Source organism: Azospirillum sp. VT-I1 (assembly GCF_055698305.1).
Genome location: NZ_CP168800.1, coordinates 2,072,274 through 2,094,677 on the forward strand (window position 1 = coordinate 2,072,274; position 22,404 = coordinate 2,094,677).

A 22,404-nucleotide genomic window follows, 5' to 3' on the forward strand; every position below is an offset into this window, starting at 1 on the left:
ACGGCGGCGACGCAGCCGCCAACGTCCCAACGGAATAAGCCCCCTTCATCCGGGGTTTAGACAGCACCGTGATCCGCATCGTGATCCACGGGCCAAACACTGAGGAGTCGTCACCATGAAACGCGCCCTTCTGACGTCCGCCCTGCTGGTCGCCGGTCTCGGCGTGGCCGTTCCGGTCTTCGCCCAAGGTGGTCCGCAGCCCGGCGGTCCCGGCCCGGCCGGCGGTCCCGACCGTCACTTCGCCCGCATGTGCGAGGACCAGGAGGCCCGTCTCGCCGGCAAGCTGGCCTATGCGGAGAAGAAGCTGAACATCACCGAGCAGCAGCGCGCCGCCTGGACCAAGTTCGCCGACGCCGCCCGCGCCAGCCTGAAGCCGACGCAGGACCTGTGCGTGAAGTTCAAGGACGCCCCGCGCCCGGCGGCCCTGCCGCAGCGCCTTGAGCGCGCCGAGCAGATGATGCAGGCCCACCTGCAGCAGGTCCAGACCGTTCGCCCGGCCCTGACCGACCTCTACGCCCAGCTGACGCCCGACCAGCAGAAGCAGGCCGACCGCATGCTGAACCAGGGGCCTGGCGGCATGGGCGGCCATATGGGCAAGCACATGGGCGGCCACCATGGCGGCTGGGGCGACCATGACGGCCCGCGCCATCACGGCATGGGGCCCGGTGGGATGGGGCCTGGTGGGATGGGTCCGGGAAACGGCCCGGGCAAGGGTCCGGCGCCGGCACCGCAGGAGCAGCCCAAGGGCTGACGTAACAGACAGGCTCCCGGCGGCAACCCCAAGCCCCCCAACGCAGCCGCCGTGAGACTGAGGGCCGCCGAATTCCCGTTCGGCGGCCCTCGTCGTTTGGACCGACTCCGGCGGCCCGTTGACTTTCAGCCTGTGAACGACCAGAATTCCCGAAGGCCTTAGAGGTGAGAACAAGCTGCCTCACACGCCTGGAAACAGGTTATTAGCCTTCACGTCGGGCTCGCTTATGCGGGGCCGGTGGGGAGGTCAAGAGATCCGGGATAGCGTCCGGCTAAGGCACAGCCCCCTCCAGCAGGGGGCTTTTCTTTGGTCAGCTCCAGATGATCAGCTTCAGGCTGCCGGATCGTCTCTTCTTCTCAAGGTCCTTTTCCTTGATCAGGTAGGAAGATCGCACATTGTAGTTTCCTTGCTCGTTCCGCTCCAAGGAAACCGCCACCAGCATCAGCGGCCTTCCATCCACCTCGATCCGGCGGATCAGTTCGAAGGTCCGGGCGTGCCGGTCGCTTTGCCGCACATACATCGGCCTGCTTATCACGAGTTCCAGATTGGCGATGCAGATGTCGTAGTCGCCGCTGTGGTCGGTTGCGATATGCCGGTGCGCAATGGAACTGAGCCATGCAAAGCCCACCTCCAGCTCGGTCCCCAGCGCGCGATTGATCGGATCGACCGGCAATTGGCAGAGCAGCTTCGCAGAAAACAACCTGCGGTCTTTTTCCGCCAATTGGTCACGCCCGTTCGATCTTCTCCATAGCCATCATACGTTCGCGTGAGTTGATCGGCAATCCGGCTTGGTCGCCCTGTGAAGCGGCAGGTTCCGCTGCTCCGGCTGGCCGTTATACACGCGCGATCCGCAAGCTCCTGCCCGGATGTGCGGTGCCGATGCCCCCAAACGGCAACCCGGCCAAGCCGCCGCTTGCATTGCGGGCGTCCGCACCCCAAAGCTTAACCCCATGATCTCCTCTATGGCTTCGGCCTCTCACGCTTCGGCGGGCGGCGGTCTCGGGCGGGGGGGCCGTGTGGTCGCCGTGCTGGGGCCGACCAACACCGGCAAGACCTATCTGGCGATCGAGCGCATGCTCGGTCACCGGTCCGGAATGATCGGCTTTCCCCTGCGCCTGCTGGCGCGGGAGAATTACGACCGCATCGTCTCGATCAAGGGAAAGAACGCGGTCGCGCTGGTCACGGGGGAGGAGAAGATCCTGCCCCCCAACCCGTCCTATTGGGTCTGCACCGTCGAATCGATGCCGCTGGACCGCGCCGTCGATTTCCTGGCGGTGGACGAAATCCAGCTCTGCGCCGATCCCGAGCGCGGCCACATCTTCACCGACCGGCTGCTGAACGCCCGCGGCATGGTCGAGACGATGTTCCTGGGCTCCGACTCGATGCAGCCGATGATCCGCAGGCTGGTGCCGAAGGCGGAGTTCGTCAGCCGGCCGCGCTTCTCGCAGCTGACCTATGCCGGCTACAAGAAGCTGACGCGGCTGCCGCCGCGCTCGGCCGTCGTCGCCTTCTCCGCCACCGACGTCTATGCCATCGCCGAGATGATCCGGCGCCAGCGCGGCGGCACCGCCGTGGTGCTGGGGGCGCTCAGCCCGCGCACCCGCAACGCGCAGGTCGGGCTCTATCAGGCGGGGGAGGTGGACTATCTGGTGGCGACCGACGCCATCGGCATGGGGCTGAACATGGACGTCGACCATGTCGCCTTCGCCCGCATCGTCAAGTTCGACGGCTTCGCCCCGCGTCGCCTGCGCCCCGCCGAGGTGGCGCAGATCGCCGGCCGCGCCGGCCGCCACATGCGCGACGGCACCTTCGGCACCACCGACGAGGTGGGGGAACTGGACGCCGACCTCGTCACCCGCGTCGAGAACCACGAGTTCGAAACGGTCAAGGCGCTGTCCTGGCGCAACAGCGCGCTGCGCTTCGACACGCCGGGCTTCCTGCTGAAATCGCTGGAGGAACGGGCGCCGATCCCGGAACTGTCCCGCGTGCGCGAGGCCGACGACCATCTGGCCCTGCAGGCGCTGGTGCGCGATCCCGACATCATGGACCTCGCGCGCGGCCGGGACGCCGTGAAGCTGCTGTGGGAGGTCTGTCAGGTCCCCGACTTCCGCAAGGTGCTGTCGGATGCCCACACCAAGCTGCTGGCCCAGGTCTTCCGCAGCCTGCGCGGACCGCTGCGCCGGCTGGACGACGATTGGGTGGCGAAACAGATCGCCCGGCTCGACCGGACGGAAGGCGACATCGACGCGCTGGTCGCCCGCATCGCCCATATCCGCACCTGGACCTACATCTCCAACCGGCCGACCTGGCTGAAGGACCCGCTGCACTGGCAGGAGCGCACCCGCGCCATCGAGGACCGGCTGTCCGACGCCCTGCATGAACGGCTGACCCAGCGCTTCATCGACCGCCGCTCCGCCACGCTGGCGCGGACGCTGAAGGACGGACGGTCGCTGCTGGGCGGCGTGCGCGCCGACGGCGAGGTGGTGGTGGAGGGGCATGTCGTCGGCCGGTTGGAGGGCTTCCGCTTCGTGCCCGACGCGCCCGACCGGTCCGACGAGGCGAAGTCGCTGCTGACCGCCGCCCGCCGGGCGCTGCGCGACGAACTGGCCAAGCGGCTGCGCGCCTTCGAGGCGGAGCCGGACGACGCCTTCGCCCTAGGTCCTGATGGGGTGCTGACCGCCGACAGCCTGCCGGTGGCGCGGCTGGCCGCCGGGCCGTCGGTGCTGGCGCCGCTGGTGGTTCCCTTCGACGAGGGCATGCTGGACCAGGCCCAGCGCGAGCGGGTGCGGGCGCGGCTGGACCGCTGGCTGAAGGACCACATCGCCGCCCGGCTGAAGCCGCTCTTCGCGCTGTCCGCCGTCGAAGGGCTGTCCGGCCCCGGCCGCGGACTGGCCTTCCAGCTGGCGGAGGGGCTGGGCGTGCTGCCCCGCGCCCCCGTCGCCGCCATGGTGGAGCAGCTGGAGCGCGAGGACCGCAAGGCGCTGGGCAAGCTGGGTGTCCGGCTGGGCGTGTCGCACCTCTACCTGACGGCGCTGGCCAAGCCGGCGGCGGTCACCTTGCGCGGGCTGCTGTGGGCGGTCTCGCAGGGCCATCCCCTGCCGGTGCCGATCCCGCCGCCCGGCCGCGTGTCGGTGGAGGCGCCGCCGGTCAAGGAGGGCGGCGCGCCGCCCGCCTTCTGGGAAGCCATCGGCTACCCGCTGGCCGGCGGCCGGGCGTTGCGCGTCGACATGCTCGACCGGCTGGAGACGGAGCTGCTGACCGCGTCCAAGGCGAACGCGCCGATCCGCGAGGTGGCGCTCGGCCAGCGCGTCGGCTTGTCGGCGGAGGAGCTGGGGACGGTGCTGACCGGGCTCGGCTATGTGCGCGTGGAAAGCGAGGACGGGGCGGTGACCTGGAAGCGGAAGCGGCCGCAGGGGCAACGCCAGGGAAACAGGCAGCGGCGGGAACGGCCGACGAACGAGGACCACCCGTTCGCCAAGCTGCGGCAGCTGTCGGGGATGTGAGTATTCTGGTGGGAAGCTTAGACCCCCACCCTAACCCTCCCCCGCTGTGCGGGGAGGGGACCAGTGCTTTGGGGGAGAGTGGCGGCAGTCCCTCCCCGCCCAGCGGGGAGGCTAGGTGGGGGTCTAGCGCAGCGAACTGAACAACCTGAACCCAATGACGGAAACGCCCATGAGCAACACCGCCGGCAACACCGACACCGAAGACTCCACCCCCGGCCGGCTGCGGATCGACAAGTGGCTTTGGTACGCGCGCTTCTTCAAGACGCGCAGCCTTGCCGCCAAGCTGTGCAACGACGGGGTGCGGCTGTCGGGGACGGTGGTGACCAAGGCGCACGCGTCGGTGAAGCCGGGCGACGTGCTGACCTTCGCCCAGGGGCGCCACATCCGCGTCATCAAGGTGGTGGCGCTCGGCAGCCGCCGCGGCCCGGCGCCGGAGGCGCAGGCGCTGTACGAGGATCTCGCCCCGCCGGTGCCGGAGGAGCGGCTGCAGGATCCCTACCGCGCGCCGGCGCAGCAGCCCGGCGCCGGGCGGCCGACCAAGCGCGACCGGCGGGCCATCGACGCGCTGAAGGGCGATCCCCTGATGGATGCTGCACTGCAGAATGAAACCGACTGAGCGGCAGTGCCGATTGTTGCTGGAAAAAAGTAAGACCGCCTCTTAAACGGGGGCACCACCACCCCCATCTGGGAAGGCTGGATAACCGACCAGATGCGACAAGCGAGCACGACCATGAGCGAGAAGACCCGAACTTCGAGCCTTTCCGCCACCTCCAACACCAAGCGGGCCACCACCAAGCGCGGCGCCCGCGCCGCCACCGCCGTGGCGGTTGCGCTGGTGATGGCGCTGGCCGCCGGCACCGCCGACGCCCGCGCCGGCAAGAGCGGCTCCGCCGGCAGCCGCGGCGACCGCACCCATGATGCGCCGGCCGCCACCTCCACCGCGCCCAACGCGGTGTCGCCGATGGAGCGCTCCGCCGCCCCGGCGGCGGCGCCGGGCGTGCAGCGACCCGGCTCGCAGGCCACCGCCCCGGCGGCGGCTCCGTCGCGCGGCTTCTTCGGCGGCGGCTTCATGTCGGGCCTGATGGGCGGCCTGATCGGCGCCGGCATCGGCGCGATGCTGTTCGGCGGCGGCTTCTTCGAAGGGCTCGGCAGCTTCGCCGGCATCCTGGGCTTCATCCTGCAGATCCTGCTGGTCGTCTTCCTGGTCCGTCTGGCCATCCGCTTCTTCCGCAGCCGCTCGCAGACCGCGAACACCGCGCCGGCCGGCGGCCCGCTGGGCAGCCAGATGGGCGGGCATATGGGTGGCTCCAACCCGGCCTATGCCGGTGGCCCCCAGGGCGGCCAGATGAACCGCGACTCGGCCGATGTCCGCTACAACCCGGTCGGCGGCGGCGCCCCGCTGGGCGGCCTGATGGGCGGTATGGGCGGCGGCAATGCCGGACCGGCCCAGCGCCGTCAGGCGTCCGACGAGATCGGCATCCAGCCGGCCGACTTCGAGTCGTTCGAGCGTCTGCTGGTCACCGTCCAGACCGCCTACGGTCGTGAGGATGTGGAGGCTCTGCGCCCGGTCACGACGCCGGAAATGCTGGCCTACTTCACCGACGACCTGACCGAGAACCGCAACCGCGGCGTGGTCAACAAGGTCAGCGACGTCCGTTTGCTGCAGGGCGATCTGGCCGAGGGCTGGCGCGAAGGGGCGCAGGAATACGCCACCGTCGCCATGCGCTTCTCGCTGATCGACACCACGGTGGACCGCGCCAGCGGCCGGGTGGTGGAGGGCAACGCCTCGCAGCCGACCGAAGCGACGGAGCTGTGGACCTTCGTCCGCCCGCGCGGCGGCCAGTGGCAGCTGTCGGCGATCCAGCAGGCGAACTGACGCAACAGTCTTCCCAATGCGAAACGCCCCGGCCATTCGGCCGGGGCGTTTTCGTTTGTGCGCATTTTTCCGGAGATCCTCACCCCGTCGGCAACACCACCGCGTCCGTGGCGCGGAAGCCCAGCCGCACCGTCTCGCCGGGGACGAAGGCCGGTTCCTGGCCCAGATGCGGCATCTGCACGGTCAGCCCGCCGTCGAGGAAGGCGTTGACGAAGGCGCCCTCGAAGTCGCTGTGGCTGACGCGGGCGCTCAGGCTGTTATCGCTCTCGCCAGCTTCCGGACTTCCCGGCCCCAGACGTTCCGGCCGGACGAACAGGGTGGCGCGGTCGCCCGCCGCCAGCCCGCGCGGGTTGCGTCCCCGCAGGCGGCCGAAGGCGGTGTCCAGCACCGCCCAGCCCTCCGCCGCCTCCACCACCTGTCCGGCGAAGCGGTTCGACTCGCCGACGAAGGACGCGACGAAGGCGGTTTCCGGATGGTCGTAGATGGTCTTGCCGTCGCCCACCTGCTCCAGCACGCCGCGCGACATCACGCCGATGCGGTCGGACATGGTCAGCGCCTCACCCTGGTCGTGGGTGATGTAGATGAAGGTGACGCCGGTGCGCTTCTGCAACTCGCGCAGTTCGGCGCGCATGTGCTGGCGCAGCTTGAGGTCGAGCGCCGACAAGGGCTCGTCCAGCAGCAGCACCGCCGGCTCCACCGCCAGGGCACGGGCGATGGCGATGCGCTGGCGCTGGCCGCCGGACAGGTCGGTCACCCGCTTGTCCGCCGTGTCGGGCAGCGCCACCAGCTCCAGCAGTTCGCGCACCCGGCGCTTGCGGTCGGCGGACGGCACGCCGCGCACCTCCAGCCCGAAGCCGATGTTGTCCGCCACCGTCATCAGCGGGAACAGGGCCAGGTTCTGGAAGATCAGCGCGGTCGGCCGCTTGTTCGGCCCGATCCCCTTCATGTCCCGGCCGCCGATGCGGATCACGCCCTCCGTCGGCTCCATGAAGCCGGAGATCATGCGCAGGATGGTCGTCTTGCCGCAGCCCGAGGGGCCGAGGAAGCTGAAGAACTCCCCGGCCCCGATGGTCAGCGACACGTCGCGGACGGCGACGGTGTCGCCGAACCGCATGGTGACGTGGTCGAGTTGGACGTCTTGGCTCATGGCCCCTGCTGTATGCCGATCACGCCGCCAGGAAGCGATCCTGGTACTCGTTGCGGATGGAGACGTACCACGCCTCCTGGATCGGCCACCACCACAGCTTCTGCAGCGCGTCGCCCGGATAGGCGTCGGCGAAGAACTGCTTGTTCAGCTCGGTCAGGTGCGCCTCGGCGCCGACCGAGGTGCTGGCGATGCCGGAATGGTTGGTGTACAGCGCGCCGGCCTGGGGCGTGTAGAACCAGTTGATCCAGGCATAGGCGTTCTCCAGGTTCTCCGCCTTCTTCGGGATGGCGAAGCCTTCCATCCAGGCGAGCGCACCCTCCTTCGGCGCCACGAAGCGGATCGGCAGCCCTTCCTTGCGCAGGGCGACGGCGCTGCTGTCCCAGGTCTGGCCGATGACGCAGCCGTTGGTGCGGAAGGCGCCCTGGGCCTCGTTCTCGTTGGTCCAGAACTGGGCGACCGACTTCTTGTTGGCGGCGGCCACCTTCAGGATGGCGTCGAAGTTGGCACGGGCCTTCGCCTCGTCCTTGAACTGGTCGCGGACGGGGTGGGGCAGCTTGCCCTGGCTTTCCAGCCACAGCGCGATGCCGATCAGCGAGGAATGGCCGCGCACCGTCACCTTGCCGGCATTGGCCGGCGCCCACAAATCGCCGTAGCTGGCGGTGCCGTAGGCCAGCGGCGCCTTCTTCATGTCATAGGCCAGCGCCTCCGTCCCCCAGTCGGCCGGGGCGAAATAGCGCTTGCCGCCAACGACGCCCCCCATCCCGGCGGAGCCCTCGACCGACGACTTCAGGCAGCCCTCCCACTTCACCTTCGATTCGTCGAGCGGCTGCACCAGCTCGAACTCGACATAGTTCGGAACGCGGTCGACGGTGGGGTGGATGATGTCGAAGCCGGCGCCGCCGGTGGCCTTCAGCTGGTTCAGCAGCTCGTCGTTGGTGCCGTATTCGGTCAGGGTCGCCTTGACGCCGGTCTTCTTCTCGAAATCGGCCAGCATGTCCGGGCTGATGTAGCCGGCCCAGGAGAAGATCTTCACCGTGCCCGACGCCGCGCGGCCTTCCCGCAGCACGAAGGGACCGACCGAGGCGACGCCGGCCGCCGCCGCGGCGCTCTGCAGCAGCAGGCGGCGGGTGAAGCTCTTGGCGGCGCGCTGGGTCTCGGCGCTGGACCGCTGGGTTTCGGTCTGGACGCGATCGGTCTGGGCGTTCTCGATCTTGGACATGACGTCCGGTCTCCCTGGCTCTTGGATGGCGTTTGAAGGGCTGGCGATCCGGCCGGCAAGGCGGCCCCGCTCAAGGCACAAAGTGTGCCTGAGACGAAAGCGCCCCGTCCATGACGGAAGTCGGACCCCCGACAAACTTCATAGAGCCGTCATATCGGCCCCTCCCGCCGCCGTCGCCGGCTACCGCGCAATTGCGGACAGCGTCATTCTTTCGCCACGGTCGCGGGACAAATAATCGCCGGGCCGCCGCCGGTCTTTCGGCGAGGCGGGCGTGGGCGTATTAGGACCGTTGCGGGGGCGTTCTCCCCCCGGCAGCACACCGACCTTACTGGGCTTTGCGAGCGCGCCGTGACCGCCGACCGACCGGACCACATGACGGAGCAGCACCGGACGGGTCAGCTTTATGCCGGCCCCCGCCCTGTCCGCACCCGCGACGACCCGTCGCCGCTCGACACGCTGTCGGGGCGGCTGTCCGCCGGCGGCATCGCCCTTGGCCTCGTCCGCACCGTCGCGTCCGCGGCACGGGCGTCGCTCCGCCGCGGGAAGCCGCGCCGCAAGGCGCCGCCGCCCTCGGCCGCCCCGCCGCCGACTCCCTACGGGACGGTCCGGCGGCCTCCGCGCCGGTCTTCCTTCACGCTGCCGTCCTTCACGTTGCCGTCCTTCACCCTTCCAAGGATTTCCTTGCCGAAGCTCCGCTCGTCCAAGCCTCCCGCGCGCCGCTCCGGCGCTGCCCAGCCGCCGCAGCCGCCGGCCCCGCCCGCCGGGCGTCCCGGCCGGGCGCCGCAACCGCCCCGCAAGGGGGAGGGTGGGGCAGGCGGCTGGTGCAGTGGGGGCTGGTCGCCACCATCTGGTGCGGCATCGCCCTCGGCATGGTGCTGGCCTGGTTCGCGCTCGACCTGCCGGACATCTCCAAGGTGGCGCAGTTCGAACGGCGCGCCTCCGTCACCGTGCTGGCCGCCGACGGGACGGAGTTCGCGCGCTTCGGCGACCTGCACGGCACGACGCTGAGCGTGAGCGACCTGCCGCCGCATCTGGTCGACGCGGTGCTGGCGATCGAGGACCGTCGCTTCTACGGCCATTTCGGCATCGACCCGCTGGGTCTGGCCCGCGCCGTCTACGTCAATTGGCGCTCCGGCCGGGCAGTGCAGGGCGGCTCCACCATCACCCAGCAGCTGGCCAAGAACCTATTCCTGACGCCGGAGAAGTCGCTGAAGCGCAAGATCCAGGAAGCGATGCTGGCGCTGTGGCTGGAGAGCCGCTTTACCAAGGACCAGATCCTCACCGCCTACCTGAACCGCGTCTATCTCGGCGCCGGCACCTTCGGGGTGGACGCCGCCGCCCGAACCTATTTCGGCAAGCCGGCGACCGAGGTCGACGTGCGCGAATCGGCGGTGCTGGCCGGCCTGCTGAAGGCCCCGTCGCGCTACGCCCCCAGCTCCAACCCCGACGAATCGGCGGAGCGGGCGCGGGTGGTGATGGCGGCGATGCTGGACGCCGGCTACCTCACCCAGGCGCAGTACGAGGCGGCGCGCGCCGCCAAGCCCTCTCCCAAGCGCCGACCCGGCGGCGACGGCCGCTATTTCGCCGACTGGGTGACCGAACTGGTGCCGGGCTTTGCCGGTCCCGACCATGGCGACGTGATCGTCCGCACCACGCTGGACCTGAAGATGCAGCGCGCCGCCGAACAGCGGATGGAGGCGCTGCTGGCCGGTCCCGGCGCCGCCGCCAACGTCCGCCAGGGCGCGCTGGTCGCCATGAGCCCCGACGGCGCCGTGCGCGCGCTGGTCGGCGGCCGCGATTACGACAGCAGCGAGTTCAACCGCGCCACCCAGGCGCTGCGCCAGCCGGGCTCCGCCTTCAAGCCCTTCGTCTATCTGGCGGCGCTGGAGGCCGGCTGGTCCCCGGACAGCGCCATCGACGACGCCCCGGTCCAGCTCGGCAGTTGGAGCCCCGGCAACTATGACGGCAAGTATCGCGGCAGCATCACGCTGGCCGCGGCGCTGGCCCATTCCTCCAACACGGCGACGGCGCGGCTGATCGACCGGGTCGGCACCGACCGGGTGCGGCGGATCGCGTCGAATCTCGGCATCGCCTCGCCGCTGACCCGCGACCTGTCGCTGGCGCTCGGCACCAGCGAGGTGACGCCGCTGGAGCTGGTGCGCGCCTATGCCGGCATCGCCAACCGCGGCGCCCCGGTCTGGGCCTATGCCATCACCGAGATCAGGAGCCGCGACGGCACCGTCCTCTACCGGCGCCAGGGCGGCGGCGGCGGGGCGGTGGTCGATCCCGCCCATGCGGTGCAGCTGACCCGGATGATGGGCGGCGTGCTGGATTACGGCACCGGCCGCAGCGCGAAGCTGAACCGCCCGGCGGCGGCCAAGTCCGGCACGACGCAGGAGTATCGCGACGCCTGGTTCGTCGGCTTCACCGCCGATCTGGTCGCCGGTGTCTGGCTGGGCAACGACAACAACGAGACGATGAGGAAGGTCACCGGCGGCAGCCTGCCGGCCAAGCTGTGGCGCGACTTCATGATGGACGCCCATGCCGGCAAGCCCGCCCGCCCGCTGCCCGGCCTGGACGGCGCCCCCGCCTGGACGCCGCCGCCGGGAACGGTGCCGCCTGGAACAGTGCCGCCGGGCGGCGTCCCGGTCGCTTCCGCCGATGGCCGGTCCAGTGGCATCGGCTCCCTGATCGAAAAGATCGCCGGCACTCCTGCGACCGCGCCGAGGGTGCAGTACGACTACAGCAACAGCGGGGTTCGGTAGGGGTCTAGCTTCTCCAACCCAAGGCTTCTCCACCCCCAGGTTCCCCCCACCGCCCCGACGCTGCTATACCTCCCCCCGACTTTCCCCAACAGCGGACGAGACATGCAGGCGGACGAGAGATTGGACGGAGCGGAACTGCTGGCGGAGGCCGCCCCGCCGCCCGCCGCCGGCACCCCCGATCCGCCTGCGCGCCGCCGCGACTCCCTCAACCCGCTGCTGAGCGTCGCCGCCCCGGTGCTGGCGCTGGCCGGGAGCCTGCGCGACCGCGCCCTGGCCGATCCGCCCCGCGCCGCCGCCACCGCCGCGCTGGAGCGCTTCGACCGCGAGGCCGCCGCCGCCGGGCTCGACCCGGACGACATCCGCGCCGCCCGCATCGCGCTGGCTGCCACGCTGGACGACGTCGCCCGCGCCGCCGGCCATGGCGGGGCGGCGGTGGCGGAGCCCGGTGCCGGCGTGCGCTTCTTCGACCTGCTCGACGGCATGCTGGGCGACCCGCGCCGCCACCGCCACGCGCTGGAGCTGTTCTACGCCTGCCTGTCGCTGGGCTTCGAAGGGCGGTTCCGCGACAAGCCCGGCGGCGCCCACGACCTCGCCCGCCTGCGCGACGAGCTGTACCGCATCCTGCGCCGCGCCCGCGGCGACGTGGCGGCGGAGCTGTCGCCCGCCTGGGCCGGGGTGACGGAGCCGTTCCGCCCGCTGGGCGGCACCCTGTCCGGCGGCTTGCCGGGCTGGCTGCTCTGGGCGGCGGTGGCGCTGGGCCTGTCCGGCCTCTATGTCCATCTCGCCGGCACCCTCGACCGGCAGGCGGAGCCGGTGGCCGCCCGCATCGCGGCGCTGCTGCCCGACCGCCCCATCGAGATCGCGCGGCTGGTCCCACCGCCGCCGCCCACCGCCGGCCCCGCCCTGATCGCCCGCATCACCGGCCAGCTCGCCCCCGAAATCCGCATCGGCGCCGTCGAGGTGCTGGCGGGGGAGGACGGCGCCCTGGTGATCCGCATCCCGGCGGCGGCGATGTTCGCCACCGGCAGCGACGCGGTGAAAGCCCGCCACCGCGCCATCGTGGAACGGGTGGGCCAGACCCTGGCGGCGGAGCCCGGCAGCGTCCGGGTGGTCGCCCACACCGACGACCAGACCCCGCCCACCGGCCGCCTTCCCACCGCCCAGGCGCTGACCGACGCCCGCGCCGAAGCGGTGCGCCGGCTGCTGGAGCGCAGCCTGCCGCCCGCCCGCCTGTCGGCCGAGGGGCATGGCGACCAGGAGCCCGTCGCCCTGAACGACACGCCCGCCGGGCGCGACGCCAACCGGCGGATCGACATCCGCCTCTATCCGCAATAGGGCGCCCGCATGGCCGATCCCCGTCCCCCGAAGGCAGGCGCCAGGAAGCCGAAGCGCCGCAAGCCCGCCGCCGTCCCGTCGCCGCACCGATCAGCCCGCGCCCGCTGGGTGGTGTCGCTGGCCGGCGCGCTGGCGCTGGGTCTGGCCGGATGGCTGCTGCTGCCGCGGCTGGCCGCGTCCCTCATCCCCCATCTGCTGGCCCCCCATCTGCTGCCGACCGTCCAGGCCGACTGGAGCGTCCGGTTGCTGCCGCTCGTGCTGGCGCTGGCCGTCTGGATCGCGGTCAACCGCCGCATCGACGCCCGCGAGCGTGCCGCCAACGCCCGCCTGCTGGAGGCGCTGGCCGCCACCCGCGACCCGGAGCTGAAAGCCTCGCTGGAGGAGATCGCCACGGTGCGGCGGCGGATGGACGCGGTGCTGGCGCGGCTGCGCAAGCGGCGCGGCGGCCGTTACCTCTACCAGCTGCCCTGGTATCTGGTGATCGGCGCCCCCGGTTCGGGCAAGACCACGGCGCTGGCCAATGCCGGGCTGGGGGCAGGATTGGGCGCCACCGCGGCGGACGGCGGAGTCGTGGAGCCGCTGGCCGGGCTGGCCGGCACCCGCAACTGCGACTGGTGGTTCACCGACCGTGCCGTGCTGATCGACACCGCCGGCCGCTACACCACCCAGGACAGCCGGCGCGCGGTGGACGGGCGGGTGTGGTCCGGCCTGCTCGACCTGCTGAAGGAGCATCGGCCGCTCCAGCCCGCCAACGGCGTGCTGCTGACGCTGAGCCTGCCGGATCTGGCAAGCTGGGACGAGGCGGAACGCCGCAACCACGCCATCCTGATCCGCCAGCGCCTGAACGAGCTGCGGGTGCAGCTGGGCTTGCGGCTGCCGGTCTATCTGCTGCTGACCAAGGCCGACCTGCTGGACGGCTTCACCACCTTCTTCGACCCGCTGGACCGCGAGGCGCGCTCGCAGGTGTGGGGCCTGACCCTTCCGGCGGAGGAGCGGGCCCCTGAGACATCCGCAGGGCCGCTGCCGGTCTTCCGCGACCTCTATGCCGGGCTGGTGCGGCGGCTGGACGAACGGCTGCTCGACCGGCTGCACCAGGAACCTGACCTCCGCCGCCGCGCCGACGCCTTCGCCCTGCCGCTGCGCGTGGCGGAGCTGGAGCCGGCGCTGGCCGACATCGTCGACACCGTCTTCGGCTCCGAACATGGCGAGGAGACGCCCCGCCTGCGCGGCCTCTACCTGACCAGCGCCACCCAGACCGGCGGGGCGCTCGCCCTGCTGGAGCCCGATCCGGCCGCCGGCGCCTCCACCTATTTCCTCGACCGGCTGCTGCCCGAAATCGTCTTCCCCGAGGCCAACCTCGCCCGCGTCGACCGGACGGTGGAACGCGCCCGCCGCCGCCGTGGCGCCCTGTCCGCCGCCGCCGCCCTGACGCTCGGCGTCCTGGCCGGCGGCTGGTGGCTGGTCAGCGCCCGCGGCAACGCGGCCCTGCTGGAGCGCGCCGACGCCGGCGCCGCGGCGGTGGAGGCGGCGCTGCGCCCGCTCGACACGCCGCCGCGGTCGCTCGCGCGGGTGGACGACGCCGACCCGGCGGCGATCCTGCCGGCGCTGGACGCGCTGCGCGCCCTGCCGCTGGCCTTCGACGACCGTCACGGCTGGATAGACCCGGCGCTGGCCGGCGGCCTGTACCAGGGGGCCCGCATCGCCGGCCCGGCGCAGGAAGCCTACCGCCGCGCCCTGCGCAGCCAGTTCCTGGCCCGCATCGCCCTGCGGCTGGAGGAGCGGCTGCGCGCCGACTGGGCCTTGCCCGACCAGCTGCGCCACACCCTGCGCATCTACCGCATGGTCGGCGGGGCCGAGCCGATGGATGCCGGCGCGCTGGCGGAATGGGTGGCGCTGGACTGGCAGCGCACGCTGCCCGGCCCGGCCAACGAGGCGGCGCGCCGCGCGCTGGGCGACCATCTGGCCGCCCTGTTCGCCGTCGGCTTCGCCCCGGTCCCGCCCGACGAGGCGCTGGTCGCCCGCGTCGAGGAGGTTCTGGCCCAATCGGTCCCCCGGCCCGCCCTCCAGCCCTCACCCCAATCCTCACCCCAGCCTGACCGGGCCGCCCTGCCATGACGGGGGTCTTCGGGACGCCGCGCGGCACCGATCCGGTGGTGGGCTTCCATGGCAAGGTGCCGGCGCGGGGCGATTTCGTCGGCCACGGCCTGCCGGCGGCGGTGCTCGGCCCCTGGGACCGCTGGCTGTCGGCCGCCTTGGGCGAGGCCGGGCGGCGGCTGGGCGGCGAATGGGACCTGCTGTTCGCCCAGGCGCCGGTCTGGCGCTTCGCCCTGTCCGCCGGCCTGTGCGGCGCCGCCCCGCTGGTGGGGGTGTGGATGCCCAGCGCCGACCGGGTCGGCCGCCATTGGCCCTTCACCATCGCCGCCGGCCTTCCCGCCGGCTTCGACATCGCCGACGCACCCGCCGCCTGCGCCGGATGGCTGTCCCGTGCCGAAGCGCTGGCGGCGGACGCCTGCCGCGCCGGTGCCGACGTGGAGGGCCTGCCGGCCCGCCTCGCCATCCTCGGCCGACCGGAGCCGGAGCGCGTCAGCCCCGCCACCCGCGCCCTGCTCGGCCGCCTGTCCGGTCCGCTCGGCGGGGAGTCCAGCCTGTGGTGGACCCGCGGCGCCGGCCGCGTCGCGCCGTCGCTTCTGTCCTGCCCCGGCCTTCCCGCCGGCCCGCGCCTGACCGCCTTCCTCGACGGCGCCTGGGACCGCTGGGGCTGGGAGAATGCCGGCGAGGGGTAGGGAGGGAGCCGCCGCGCGGCTGGTCCCCGGCCCGAGCCTTATGCTACTCTCGCGTTTGCCGCCCGTCCGTGCGAGCGGTCCGGCACGCGCGAAAACCCCGTCACCGCTCGAAAAAGCGGACCCGTTGTTTTCGCAGGGATCTTTGACATCGTTCAGTACGAAAGCGGACCAGAAAACCTGTCCATCCGGACAACTTCCCCCACCGCTCGAATCCGCGGCGAATCACCGTTGTTTCCGAGCGGGTTGAGAGGGGGCAGTCTTCCCGAGCAGAAATGCTTGGGCCTCATTGAAGCAAAGATGGCGTGTCCTCGGCCGCCAAGAGCGCGACCGTCTTCCCGAGCAGAAATGCTTGGGCCTCATTGAAGCATGGGCGTGGTCGATCCGGAGATCCTGCCGGTATGGGGCGAGTCTTCCCGAGCAGAAATGCTTGGGCCTCATTGAAGCCAGAACGAGACCAACACCGGCATCTACCGGCCGAGCGGTCTTCCCGAGCAGAAATGCTTGGGCCTCATTGAAGCCATCTTGGTGTTGCGCCACGCTCAAGCTCCCAACGCGTCTTCCCGAGCAGAAATGCTTGGAACTATTTGAAAAGTTCCCCGAGGGTCGTGCCGCCACAGCGTCCCTCGGTCGTCTGCGACGGGAGCCACTTCCGGACCCCAACCGGGAGTTCGGGGCTGTTCTGGCCGGACGCTGACGTCTGTGGTAGGAATAAATACCAACGTCCCAACCATGGAGTTTCCTCGCATGGTCCCCGTCCGCCGGCTCTCTTGCCGCTTTCCGCCGCCCCGGCCCCGCCGTCCTGCGGCACCGCCGCTGCGGTCGCATGTTTCATCCTCTGCGGCCGGGAAACCTCTTCCATCCCGGCAGCTTGACGCCGGGCAGCCGGACGGGCGGCCGGTCCGGTGAACAGTTGAACAGGGTGGCCGAAACCGTTTCACGCCGTTTCAAACGTTCCATTCGCAGAAGCGCGGCCGGCCGGCGCGGCCCACTGCCGCGAACGGATCGAAAGGCTGTAGCGCGGCGGCAATTCCCGGTATGGTGCGGCGATCTTTTCGTGTTCCCGCCGCCCCCGTTCCCGCCGCCTCTGGAGCCGCCGTGATGACCGACACCCCCGTTCCGACCCTGCTCGACGCGGCCAAGCGTTTCCGCGGCAACGATCTGGCGGGGGCGGAGGAGGTCTGCCGGGCGATCCTGGCGACGGACCCGCACAATGCCCAGGCGCTGCATCTGCTGGGGCTGGTCGCCGCCCACACCGACCATCCCGACTATGCGCTGACCCTGTTCGCCCAGGCCATCGCGGAGAACGGCAACGACCCGTCCTTCCACAACAGCCGCGGCAGCCTGCTCTTCCAGCAGGGCCGCGCGGCGGAGGCGGAGGAGGCGTTCCGCGCCGGCCTCGCCGTCAATCCGCGGCTGCCGGAACTGCACGGCAACCTGGGCAACGCGCTGAAGGCGCAGAGCCGGCTCGACGAGGCGGCCGACTGTTTCCGCGCCGCGCTGGACCTCCGGCCGGAAGCGCCGGAGATGCACCATTTCCTCGCCGCCACCCTGCGCGAGCTGGGCGAGCTTGAGGACGCCGAACGGCATTTCCGCACCGCGCTGGAACAGGCCCCCGACTATCTCGACGTCCATTACAGCCTGGCGGAGCTTCTCTCCACCCGCGGCCGGCTGGCGGAGGCGGAGGCGGAGTTCCGCGTCGTGCTGGCCGCCGCCCCGCGCTTCGTCCCGGCCCAGGTCGGGCTCGCCCATGTGCTGCAGAGCCTGGACCGCGCCGCCGAGGCCATCGAGGTGATCGAGGCCGCGCGCGAGCAGGCGCCCGACCACCCGATGGTGAAGTTCACCCGCCGGCTGATCTATTCCAACGCGGTGCCCGGCTGGCACCTGCCGATGATCAACGATTTCGAGCGGAACGAGGCCTACAAGCAGTCGCTGGAACGGGCGGTGACGCCCGACTCGCTGGTGCTGGAGATCGGCACCGGCTCCGGCATCGTCGCCATGATGGCGGCGCGCGCCGGCGCGAAGAAGGTGGTGACCTGCGAGGTCAACCCGATCCTGGCCCGCGTCGCCAAGGAAACGGTGGCGCGCAACGGCTATGCCGACCGCATCGACGTGGTGCCGCGCCTGTCCACCCAGCTGACGGTGGGCGAGGGCGGCGACCTGCCGGAGAAGGCCGACGTCTTCGTGTCGGAACTCATCAACATCGGCATGCTGGCCCCGCGCATGCTGTCGGTGCTGCAGCATGCCCGCACCCATCTGGTGAAGCCGGGCGGCGCCATCATCCCGCGCGCCTCCACCGTCTATGCCATGCTGGTGGAGACGCCGGAGCTGGCCCGGATCAACCCGGTGGAGACCATCGACGGCTTCGACATGGGCAGCTTCGACGTCTTCCGCTCCCCCGGCTACCAGCAGATCGACCTCGGCGCCGACGCCCACACGCCGCTGTCCAAGCCCTTCACCGCGCTCGACTTCGACTTCACCCGCAACATGCCGGAAGAGGGCGAGCGGGTGATCGACGTGACCATCGTCACCGCCGGCACCTGCCACGGCGTCGCATTCTGGTTCGACCTCTTCATGGACGACGAGGTGGTCTACAAGTCGGAAAGCCGGTCGCGCACCAACCATTGGAAGCAGGCGATGACCTTCCTGGAAAAGCCGATCGCGCTGTCGGCCGGCGACCGCCTGCGCATCGTCGCCCGCTACGACAACAACCAGATCTCCTTCGGGGTGGACGGGTTGACCGGGGGTAAGGGCGTGTGACCGAAGCCGTCCCCTCCCACCCGCCTTCCCGCCGCGCCATCGTCTCCTGGTGCCTCTACGACTGGGCGAATTCCGCCTACAACACCATCATCACGACCTTCGTCTTCTCGGTCTATTTCGCCCGCGGCGTGGTCGGCGACCCGGTGGAGGGGACCGCGCGCTGGGGGGCGGCGATGACCGCGGCCGGCGTCGCCATCGCACTGCTCAGCCCGGTGCTGGGCGCCATCGCCGACCGGGCGGGGCGGCGCAAGCCCTGGATGGCCCTGTTCACGCTGGTGACCGTGGCCTTCACCGTGGCGCTCTGGTGGGTCAGGCCCGATCCGGCCGATGCCGCCTTCGCACTGGCCTGCGTGGTGATCGCCACCGTCTCGTTCGAGCTGGCCAACGTCTTCTACAACGCCACCCTGCCGGGGCTGGTGCCGCCGCGGCTCTTGGGCCGGGTGTCCGGCTGGGGCTGGGGCGTCGGCTATTTCGGCGGGCTGGCCTGCCTCGTGCTGGCGCTGGTCGGCTTCGTCCAGGCGCCGGCCCCGCTGTTCGGCCTGTTCGGGCTGCAATGGTCCGACTGGGGCGACCAGGCCAACGTCCGCGCCACCGCGTTGCTGGCCGCCGCCTGGTACGGGCTGTTCGCGCTGCCCTATTTCCTGTGGGTGCCGGACGAACCCTCCACCGGACAGGGGCTGCTGCGGGCGGCGCGGGACGGGGTGGCGACGCTGCTCGCCACGCTGCGCGAGGCCCGGCGCTACCGTCAGGTGGTGCGCTTCCTGATCGCCAGCGCCTTCTACCGCGACGGCATCAACACCATCACCGCCTTCGGCGGCATCTATGCCGCCGGCACCTTCGGCATGAGTTTCGAGGAAATCCTGGTCTTCGCCATCGTGCTGAACGTGGTGGCGGGGGCGGGGGCCATCGGCTTCGCCTGGATGGACGACCGGGCGGGGGCCAAGCCGGTGATCCTGATCGCGCTGGCCGGCATGTCGCTGTGCAGCGTGCCGCTGCTGCTGGCGACCGAACGGTTGTGGTTCTGGGTCTTCGCGCTGGGGCTGGGGCTGTTCTTCGGACCGGCCCAGGCGGCCGGGCGGTCGATGATGGCGCGGCTGGCCCCGCCGGGCATGGCAGGCGAGATGTTCGGGCTCTACAGCCTGACCGGGCGCTTCGTCGGCTTCTTCGGGCCGCTGCTGTTCGGGCTGGCGACCCAGGCCTTCGCCAGCCAGCGCGTCGGCATGGGAACGGTTCTGGCTTTCTTCGTGGTCGGATTCGGGCTTATGCTGGCGGTCCGCGAACCGGCCCGCTAAAAAACGGGCCGCGTCAAAGCGCCGCACATGACACCATTCGAGGGCAGAGCTGTTACCTTCGTTTTTGCTGCGACGCACAAAAGTCGAAGCCGAGGGGCACGGACCATGCTGCACATCAACGATATCGAAGCCTTCGCCCGCATCAACGAGGCACTGAACGAGGATGCCGGCACGGGGCAGGCCGATCATGCCGCCCGCGATACCGGCGGCCCGGCTCATCCCGCGCTGGTGATGGCGATGCTGGCGACCGGCCGCCTTCCGCTATCCGCCGTTTCCAATTCCGCCCTGCCCACATCGGCCGACCCGCTGTCGCCCTGGAGCAGGATGCTCCGCCGCTCCTGACGGTCACAGCAGCGACAGCTGGTCCCCGGCGGCTGGCGGCACCCGGAAGCGGCTGCAGTCGAGCCGCCAGCTCCGGTCGCCCAGCCCGTGCTTCCTGCAGGCCAGCTTGAAGCGGTGGCGCAGCAACTCCGCGTAAGGGCCGGTGCCCTTCATCCGCGTCCCGAAACCGGAGCGGTAGAGCGCACCGTCGCGGCTTTGCCGCATCAGGCTCAGCACGCGGTCGGCGCGGTTGGGGACATGGGTGCGCAGCCACTCCTCGAACAGGGCGGCGATCTCCAGCGGCAGGCGCAGCAGGATATAGCTGGCGGCAGTCGCCCCGGCCCCGGCCGCGGCCTCCAGGATCGACTCCAACTCGTGGTCGTTCAGCGCCGGGATCATCGGGCTGGCGAGCACCGCCACCGGCACACCGGCCTCCGTCAGGGCACGGATGGTTTCCAGCCGGCGCGGCGGGGTGCTGGCACGTGGCTCCATCACGCGGGCGAGGTCGCGGTCCAGCGTGGTGACGGAGATCGCCACCGAGGCCAGCCCCTCCGCCGCCATCGGCGCCAGGATGTCGAGGTCGCGCAGGACCAGCGCCGATTTGGTGATGATGCTGACCGGCTGGTTGAAGTCGCGACAGACCTCCAGAACCCGCCGGGTGATGCCCTCCGTCCGCTCGATGGGCTGGTAGGCGTCGGTGTTGGCGCCCAGCGCCAGCGGCTGGCAGACATAGGATTTCGCCCGCAGTTCCTTCGCCAGCAACTCCGCCGCGTTGCGCTTGGCAAACAGCTTCGTCTCGAAATCCAGCCCCGGCGACAGGTTCAGATAGGCATGGGTCGGCCGGGCGAAGCAGTAGATGCAGGCATGCTCGCAGCCCTGGTACGGGTTCACCGACTGGTCGAAGGGGATGTCGGGGGACTGGTTGCGGGCGATGATCGACTTGGCCGATGCCGGGGAGACGGTGGTGCGGACGGGATCGGACAGCGCCTCGTTCCCGCCGGACGGATAGCCGGTCCAGCCGTCGTCGGTCAGGACGCGGGTTTCGCGTTCGAAGCGGCCGGTGGCGTTGCTCACCGCGCCCCGGCCCTTGATCGGCGGTCGCTTGATCTCATCCATGGCGGCAGCTTAGCCCTGGCCGAATGGAACGTAAAGGGAACAAACTCCTGCCGCTCCATGGTTTGCGGAGCTACCCCGCAAACATAAAGATATCTTTATGCTTGCATGGTTGCATGACCGCTGATACACCCATGGCCAATTACAGCGGCAGGGCCGGGGATCCGGTGCGCCTGAAACTCCGCTGCCCGATTGTCACCGCCCACCAGGAGTTATCCCTCATGGCCGCCGAATTCACAGACTACAAGGTCAAGGACATCAGCCTCGCGAACTGGGGCCGCAAGGAGATCACCATCGCCGAGACCGAGATGCCGGGCCTGATGGCCCTGCGGTCCGAGTTCGGCGACGCCAAGCCGCTGGCCGGCGCCCGCATCGTCGGCTGCCTGCACATGACCATCCAGACCGCCGTCCTGATCGAGACGCTGACCGCGCTCGGCGCCACCGTGCGCTGGTCCTCCTGCAACATCTTCTCCACCCAGGACCAGGCCGCCGCCGCCATCGCCGCCGCCGGCATCCCGGTCTTCGCCTGGAAGGGCGAGACGGAGGAGGAGTTCTGGTGGTGCATCGAGCAGACGCTGCGCGGCCCAGACGGCTGGACCCCGAACATGATCCTGGACGATGGCGGCGACGTCACCCAGATCATGCACGACAAGTATCCGGAGATGCTGGACGGCGTCCGCGGCCTGTCGGAAGAGACCACCACCGGCGTCCATCGCCTGTATGAGATGATGAAGAAGGGCACGCTGAAGGTCCCGGCCATCAACGTGAACGACAGCGTCACCAAGTCGAAGTTCGACAACCTCTATGGCTGCCGCGAGTCGCTGGTCGACGGCATTAAGCGCGCCACCGACGTCATGGTCGCTGGCAAGGTCGCCGTGGTCGCCGGCTATGGCGACGTGGGCAAGGGCTCGGCCGCCAGCCTGCGTTCGCAGGGCGCCCGCGTCCTGGTGACGGAGATCGACCCGATCAACGCCCTGCAGGCCGCGATGGAAGGCTATCAGGTCGTGACGATGGACGATGCCGCTCCGCAGGGCGACATCTTCGTCACCGCCACCGGCAACGTCGACGTCATCACGCTCGACCACATGCGCGCCATGAAGGACCGCGCCATCGTCTGCAACATCGGCCACTTCGACAGCGAGATCCAGATCGAGGCTCTCCGCAACTACAAGTGGGAAGAGGTCAAGCCGCAGGTCGATGAGGTCGTCTTCCCCGACGGCAAGCGCCTGATCGTGCTCGCCCAGGGCCGTCTGGTGAACCTGGGCTGCGCCACCGGCCACCCCAGCTTCGTGATGAGCGCCAGCTTCACCAACCAGGTGCTGGCCCAGATCGAGCTGTGGACCAACGCCGCCAACTACGAGAACAAGGTCTACGTCCTGCCCAAGCACCTGGACGAGAAGGTCGCCCGCCTGCATCTGGACAAGATCGGCGCCAAGCTGACCACCCTGACCGACAAGCAGGCCGAATACATCGGCGTCAACGCCGCCGGCCCCTACAAGCCGGACCACTACCGCTACTAAGCGGCTGCGGCGTCGAAAAAGA

General features: G+C 70.5%; 16 protein-coding genes. 12 read left to right on the top strand and 4 right to left on the bottom strand.

Going from position 1 to position 22,404, the window contains the following annotated elements:
* Positions 1-115: 115 nt before the first annotated feature.
* Positions 116-751, top strand: a complete 636-nt coding sequence (locus AB8P05_RS10025; protein WP_472757822.1) for a Spy/CpxP family protein refolding chaperone — start codon at positions 116-118, stop codon at positions 749-751.
* Positions 752-1,061: 310 nt separating this feature from the next.
* On the opposite strand, the gene AB8P05_RS10030 is transcribed toward AB8P05_RS10025, so the two are convergent.
* Complete coding sequence (locus AB8P05_RS10030) at positions 1,062-1,472, bottom strand: PBECR3 domain-containing polyvalent protein (RefSeq protein ID WP_472757823.1); 411 nt, start codon at positions 1,470-1,472, stop codon at positions 1,062-1,064.
* 241 nt (positions 1,473-1,713) lie between these two features.
* Here AB8P05_RS10030 and AB8P05_RS10035 point away from each other — a divergent pair, with 241 nt between their 5' ends.
* From AB8P05_RS10035 to AB8P05_RS10045, 3 genes are all read left to right on the top strand, one after another.
* Positions 1,714-4,254 carry a helicase-related protein gene (locus AB8P05_RS10035; protein ID WP_472757824.1) on the top strand — a complete coding sequence of 847 codons (2,541 nt, stop codon included), beginning with the start codon at positions 1,714-1,716 and terminating at the stop codon, positions 4,252-4,254.
* 169 nt (positions 4,255-4,423) lie between these two features.
* On the top strand, positions 4,424-4,870 hold the full coding sequence (locus tag AB8P05_RS10040; protein WP_472757825.1) for an RNA-binding S4 domain-containing protein: 447 nt from the start codon (positions 4,424-4,426) through the stop codon (positions 4,868-4,870).
* A gap of 114 nt (positions 4,871-4,984) precedes the next feature.
* Positions 4,985-6,130, top strand: coding sequence for a Tim44 domain-containing protein (locus tag AB8P05_RS10045; RefSeq protein ID WP_472757826.1), 1,146 nt, complete (start codon positions 4,985-4,987; stop codon positions 6,128-6,130).
* A gap of 79 nt (positions 6,131-6,209) precedes the next feature.
* On the opposite strand, the gene AB8P05_RS10050 is transcribed toward AB8P05_RS10045, so the two are convergent.
* Positions 6,210-7,277 carry an ABC transporter ATP-binding protein gene (locus AB8P05_RS10050; RefSeq protein ID WP_472757827.1) on the bottom strand — a complete coding sequence of 356 codons (1,068 nt, stop codon included), beginning with the start codon at positions 7,275-7,277 and terminating at the stop codon, positions 6,210-6,212.
* Between the two features lie 19 nt (positions 7,278-7,296).
* Positions 7,297-8,496, bottom strand: a complete 1,200-nt coding sequence (locus tag AB8P05_RS10055; RefSeq protein WP_472757828.1) for an extracellular solute-binding protein — start codon at positions 8,494-8,496, stop codon at positions 7,297-7,299.
* Positions 8,497-9,317: 821 nt separating this feature from the next.
* Here AB8P05_RS10055 and AB8P05_RS10060 point away from each other — a divergent pair.
* The 7 genes from AB8P05_RS10060 (at position 9,318) to AB8P05_RS10090 (ending at position 19,770) form a co-directional block, all read left to right on the top strand.
* On the top strand, positions 9,318-11,261 hold the full coding sequence (locus tag AB8P05_RS10060) for a transglycosylase domain-containing protein (protein ID WP_472757829.1): 1,944 nt from the start codon (positions 9,318-9,320) through the stop codon (positions 11,259-11,261).
* Positions 11,262-11,363: 102 nt separating this feature from the next.
* Positions 11,364-12,596, top strand: a complete 1,233-nt coding sequence (gene icmH, locus AB8P05_RS10065; RefSeq protein ID WP_472757830.1) for a type IVB secretion system protein IcmH/DotU — start codon at positions 11,364-11,366, stop codon at positions 12,594-12,596.
* Positions 12,597-12,605: 9 nt separating this feature from the next.
* Positions 12,606-14,711 carry a type VI secretion system membrane subunit TssM gene (gene tssM, locus AB8P05_RS10070; RefSeq protein ID WP_472757831.1) on the top strand — a complete coding sequence of 702 codons (2,106 nt, stop codon included), beginning with the start codon at positions 12,606-12,608 and terminating at the stop codon, positions 14,709-14,711.
* Positions 14,708-15,379: a type VI secretion system-associated protein TagF gene (tagF, locus tag AB8P05_RS10075; protein ID WP_472757832.1), complete on the top strand. Its 672-nt coding sequence runs from the start codon at positions 14,708-14,710 to the stop codon at positions 15,377-15,379. The genes tssM and tagF overlap by 4 nt, the downstream gene beginning before the upstream one ends.
* Before the next feature lie 1,098 nt (positions 15,380-16,477).
* A complete protein-coding gene (locus tag AB8P05_RS10080; RefSeq protein WP_472757833.1) occupies positions 16,478-18,136 on the top strand; it encodes a tetratricopeptide repeat protein in 1,659 nt (552 codons plus the stop codon).
* Positions 18,133-19,428: an MFS transporter gene (locus tag AB8P05_RS10085; RefSeq protein WP_472757834.1), complete on the top strand. Its 1,296-nt coding sequence runs from the start codon at positions 18,133-18,135 to the stop codon at positions 19,426-19,428. Before AB8P05_RS10080 ends, AB8P05_RS10085 begins: the two co-directional genes overlap by 4 nt.
* A 105-nt stretch (positions 19,429-19,533) precedes the next feature.
* Entirely contained in the window at positions 19,534-19,770 is a 237-nt protein-coding gene (locus AB8P05_RS10090) for a hypothetical protein (RefSeq protein WP_472757835.1), read from the top strand.
* A 3-nt stretch (positions 19,771-19,773) separates the two neighbouring features.
* Here the strand turns inward: AB8P05_RS10090 and AB8P05_RS10095 are convergent, their stop codons facing one another.
* Entirely contained in the window at positions 19,774-20,865 is a 1,092-nt protein-coding gene (locus tag AB8P05_RS10095; protein ID WP_472757836.1) for a PA0069 family radical SAM protein, read from the bottom strand.
* Positions 20,866-21,083: 218 nt separating this feature from the next.
* On the opposite strand from AB8P05_RS10095, the gene ahcY reads away from it, so the two are divergent.
* On the top strand, positions 21,084-22,382 hold the full coding sequence (gene ahcY, locus AB8P05_RS10100) for an adenosylhomocysteinase (RefSeq protein ID WP_472757837.1): 1,299 nt from the start codon (positions 21,084-21,086) through the stop codon (positions 22,380-22,382).
* Positions 22,383-22,404 lie beyond the last annotated feature (22 nt).

What these genes read in the sequence shown, in the direction of transcription:
- AB8P05_RS10080 (WP_472757833.1), top strand. Translation starts at nt 16,478, where the DNA reads ATGACCGACACCCCCGTTCCGACCCTGCTCGACGCGGCCAAGCGTTTC.
- AB8P05_RS10050 (WP_472757827.1), bottom strand. Translation starts at nt 7,277, where the DNA reads ATGAGCCAAGACGTCCAACTCGACCACGTCACCATGCGGTTCGGCGAC.
- AB8P05_RS10090 (WP_472757835.1), top strand. Translation starts at nt 19,534, where the DNA reads ATGCTGCACATCAACGATATCGAAGCCTTCGCCCGCATCAACGAGGCA.
- tssM (WP_472757831.1), top strand. Translation starts at nt 12,606, where the DNA reads ATGGCCGATCCCCGTCCCCCGAAGGCAGGCGCCAGGAAGCCGAAGCGC.
- ahcY (WP_472757837.1), top strand. Translation starts at nt 21,084, where the DNA reads ATGGCCGCCGAATTCACAGACTACAAGGTCAAGGACATCAGCCTCGCG.
- icmH (WP_472757830.1), top strand. Translation starts at nt 11,364, where the DNA reads ATGCAGGCGGACGAGAGATTGGACGGAGCGGAACTGCTGGCGGAGGCC.
- AB8P05_RS10095 (WP_472757836.1), bottom strand. Translation starts at nt 20,865, where the DNA reads ATGGATGAGATCAAGCGACCGCCGATCAAGGGCCGGGGCGCGGTGAGC.
- AB8P05_RS10040 (WP_472757825.1), top strand. Translation starts at nt 4,424, where the DNA reads ATGAGCAACACCGCCGGCAACACCGACACCGAAGACTCCACCCCCGGC.
- AB8P05_RS10045 (WP_472757826.1), top strand. Translation starts at nt 4,985, where the DNA reads ATGAGCGAGAAGACCCGAACTTCGAGCCTTTCCGCCACCTCCAACACC.
- AB8P05_RS10055 (WP_472757828.1), bottom strand. Translation starts at nt 8,496, where the DNA reads ATGTCCAAGATCGAGAACGCCCAGACCGATCGCGTCCAGACCGAAACC.
- AB8P05_RS10035 (WP_472757824.1), top strand. Translation starts at nt 1,714, where the DNA reads ATGGCTTCGGCCTCTCACGCTTCGGCGGGCGGCGGTCTCGGGCGGGGG.
- tagF (WP_472757832.1), top strand. Translation starts at nt 14,708, where the DNA reads ATGACGGGGGTCTTCGGGACGCCGCGCGGCACCGATCCGGTGGTGGGC.
- AB8P05_RS10025 (WP_472757822.1), top strand. Translation starts at nt 116, where the DNA reads ATGAAACGCGCCCTTCTGACGTCCGCCCTGCTGGTCGCCGGTCTCGGC.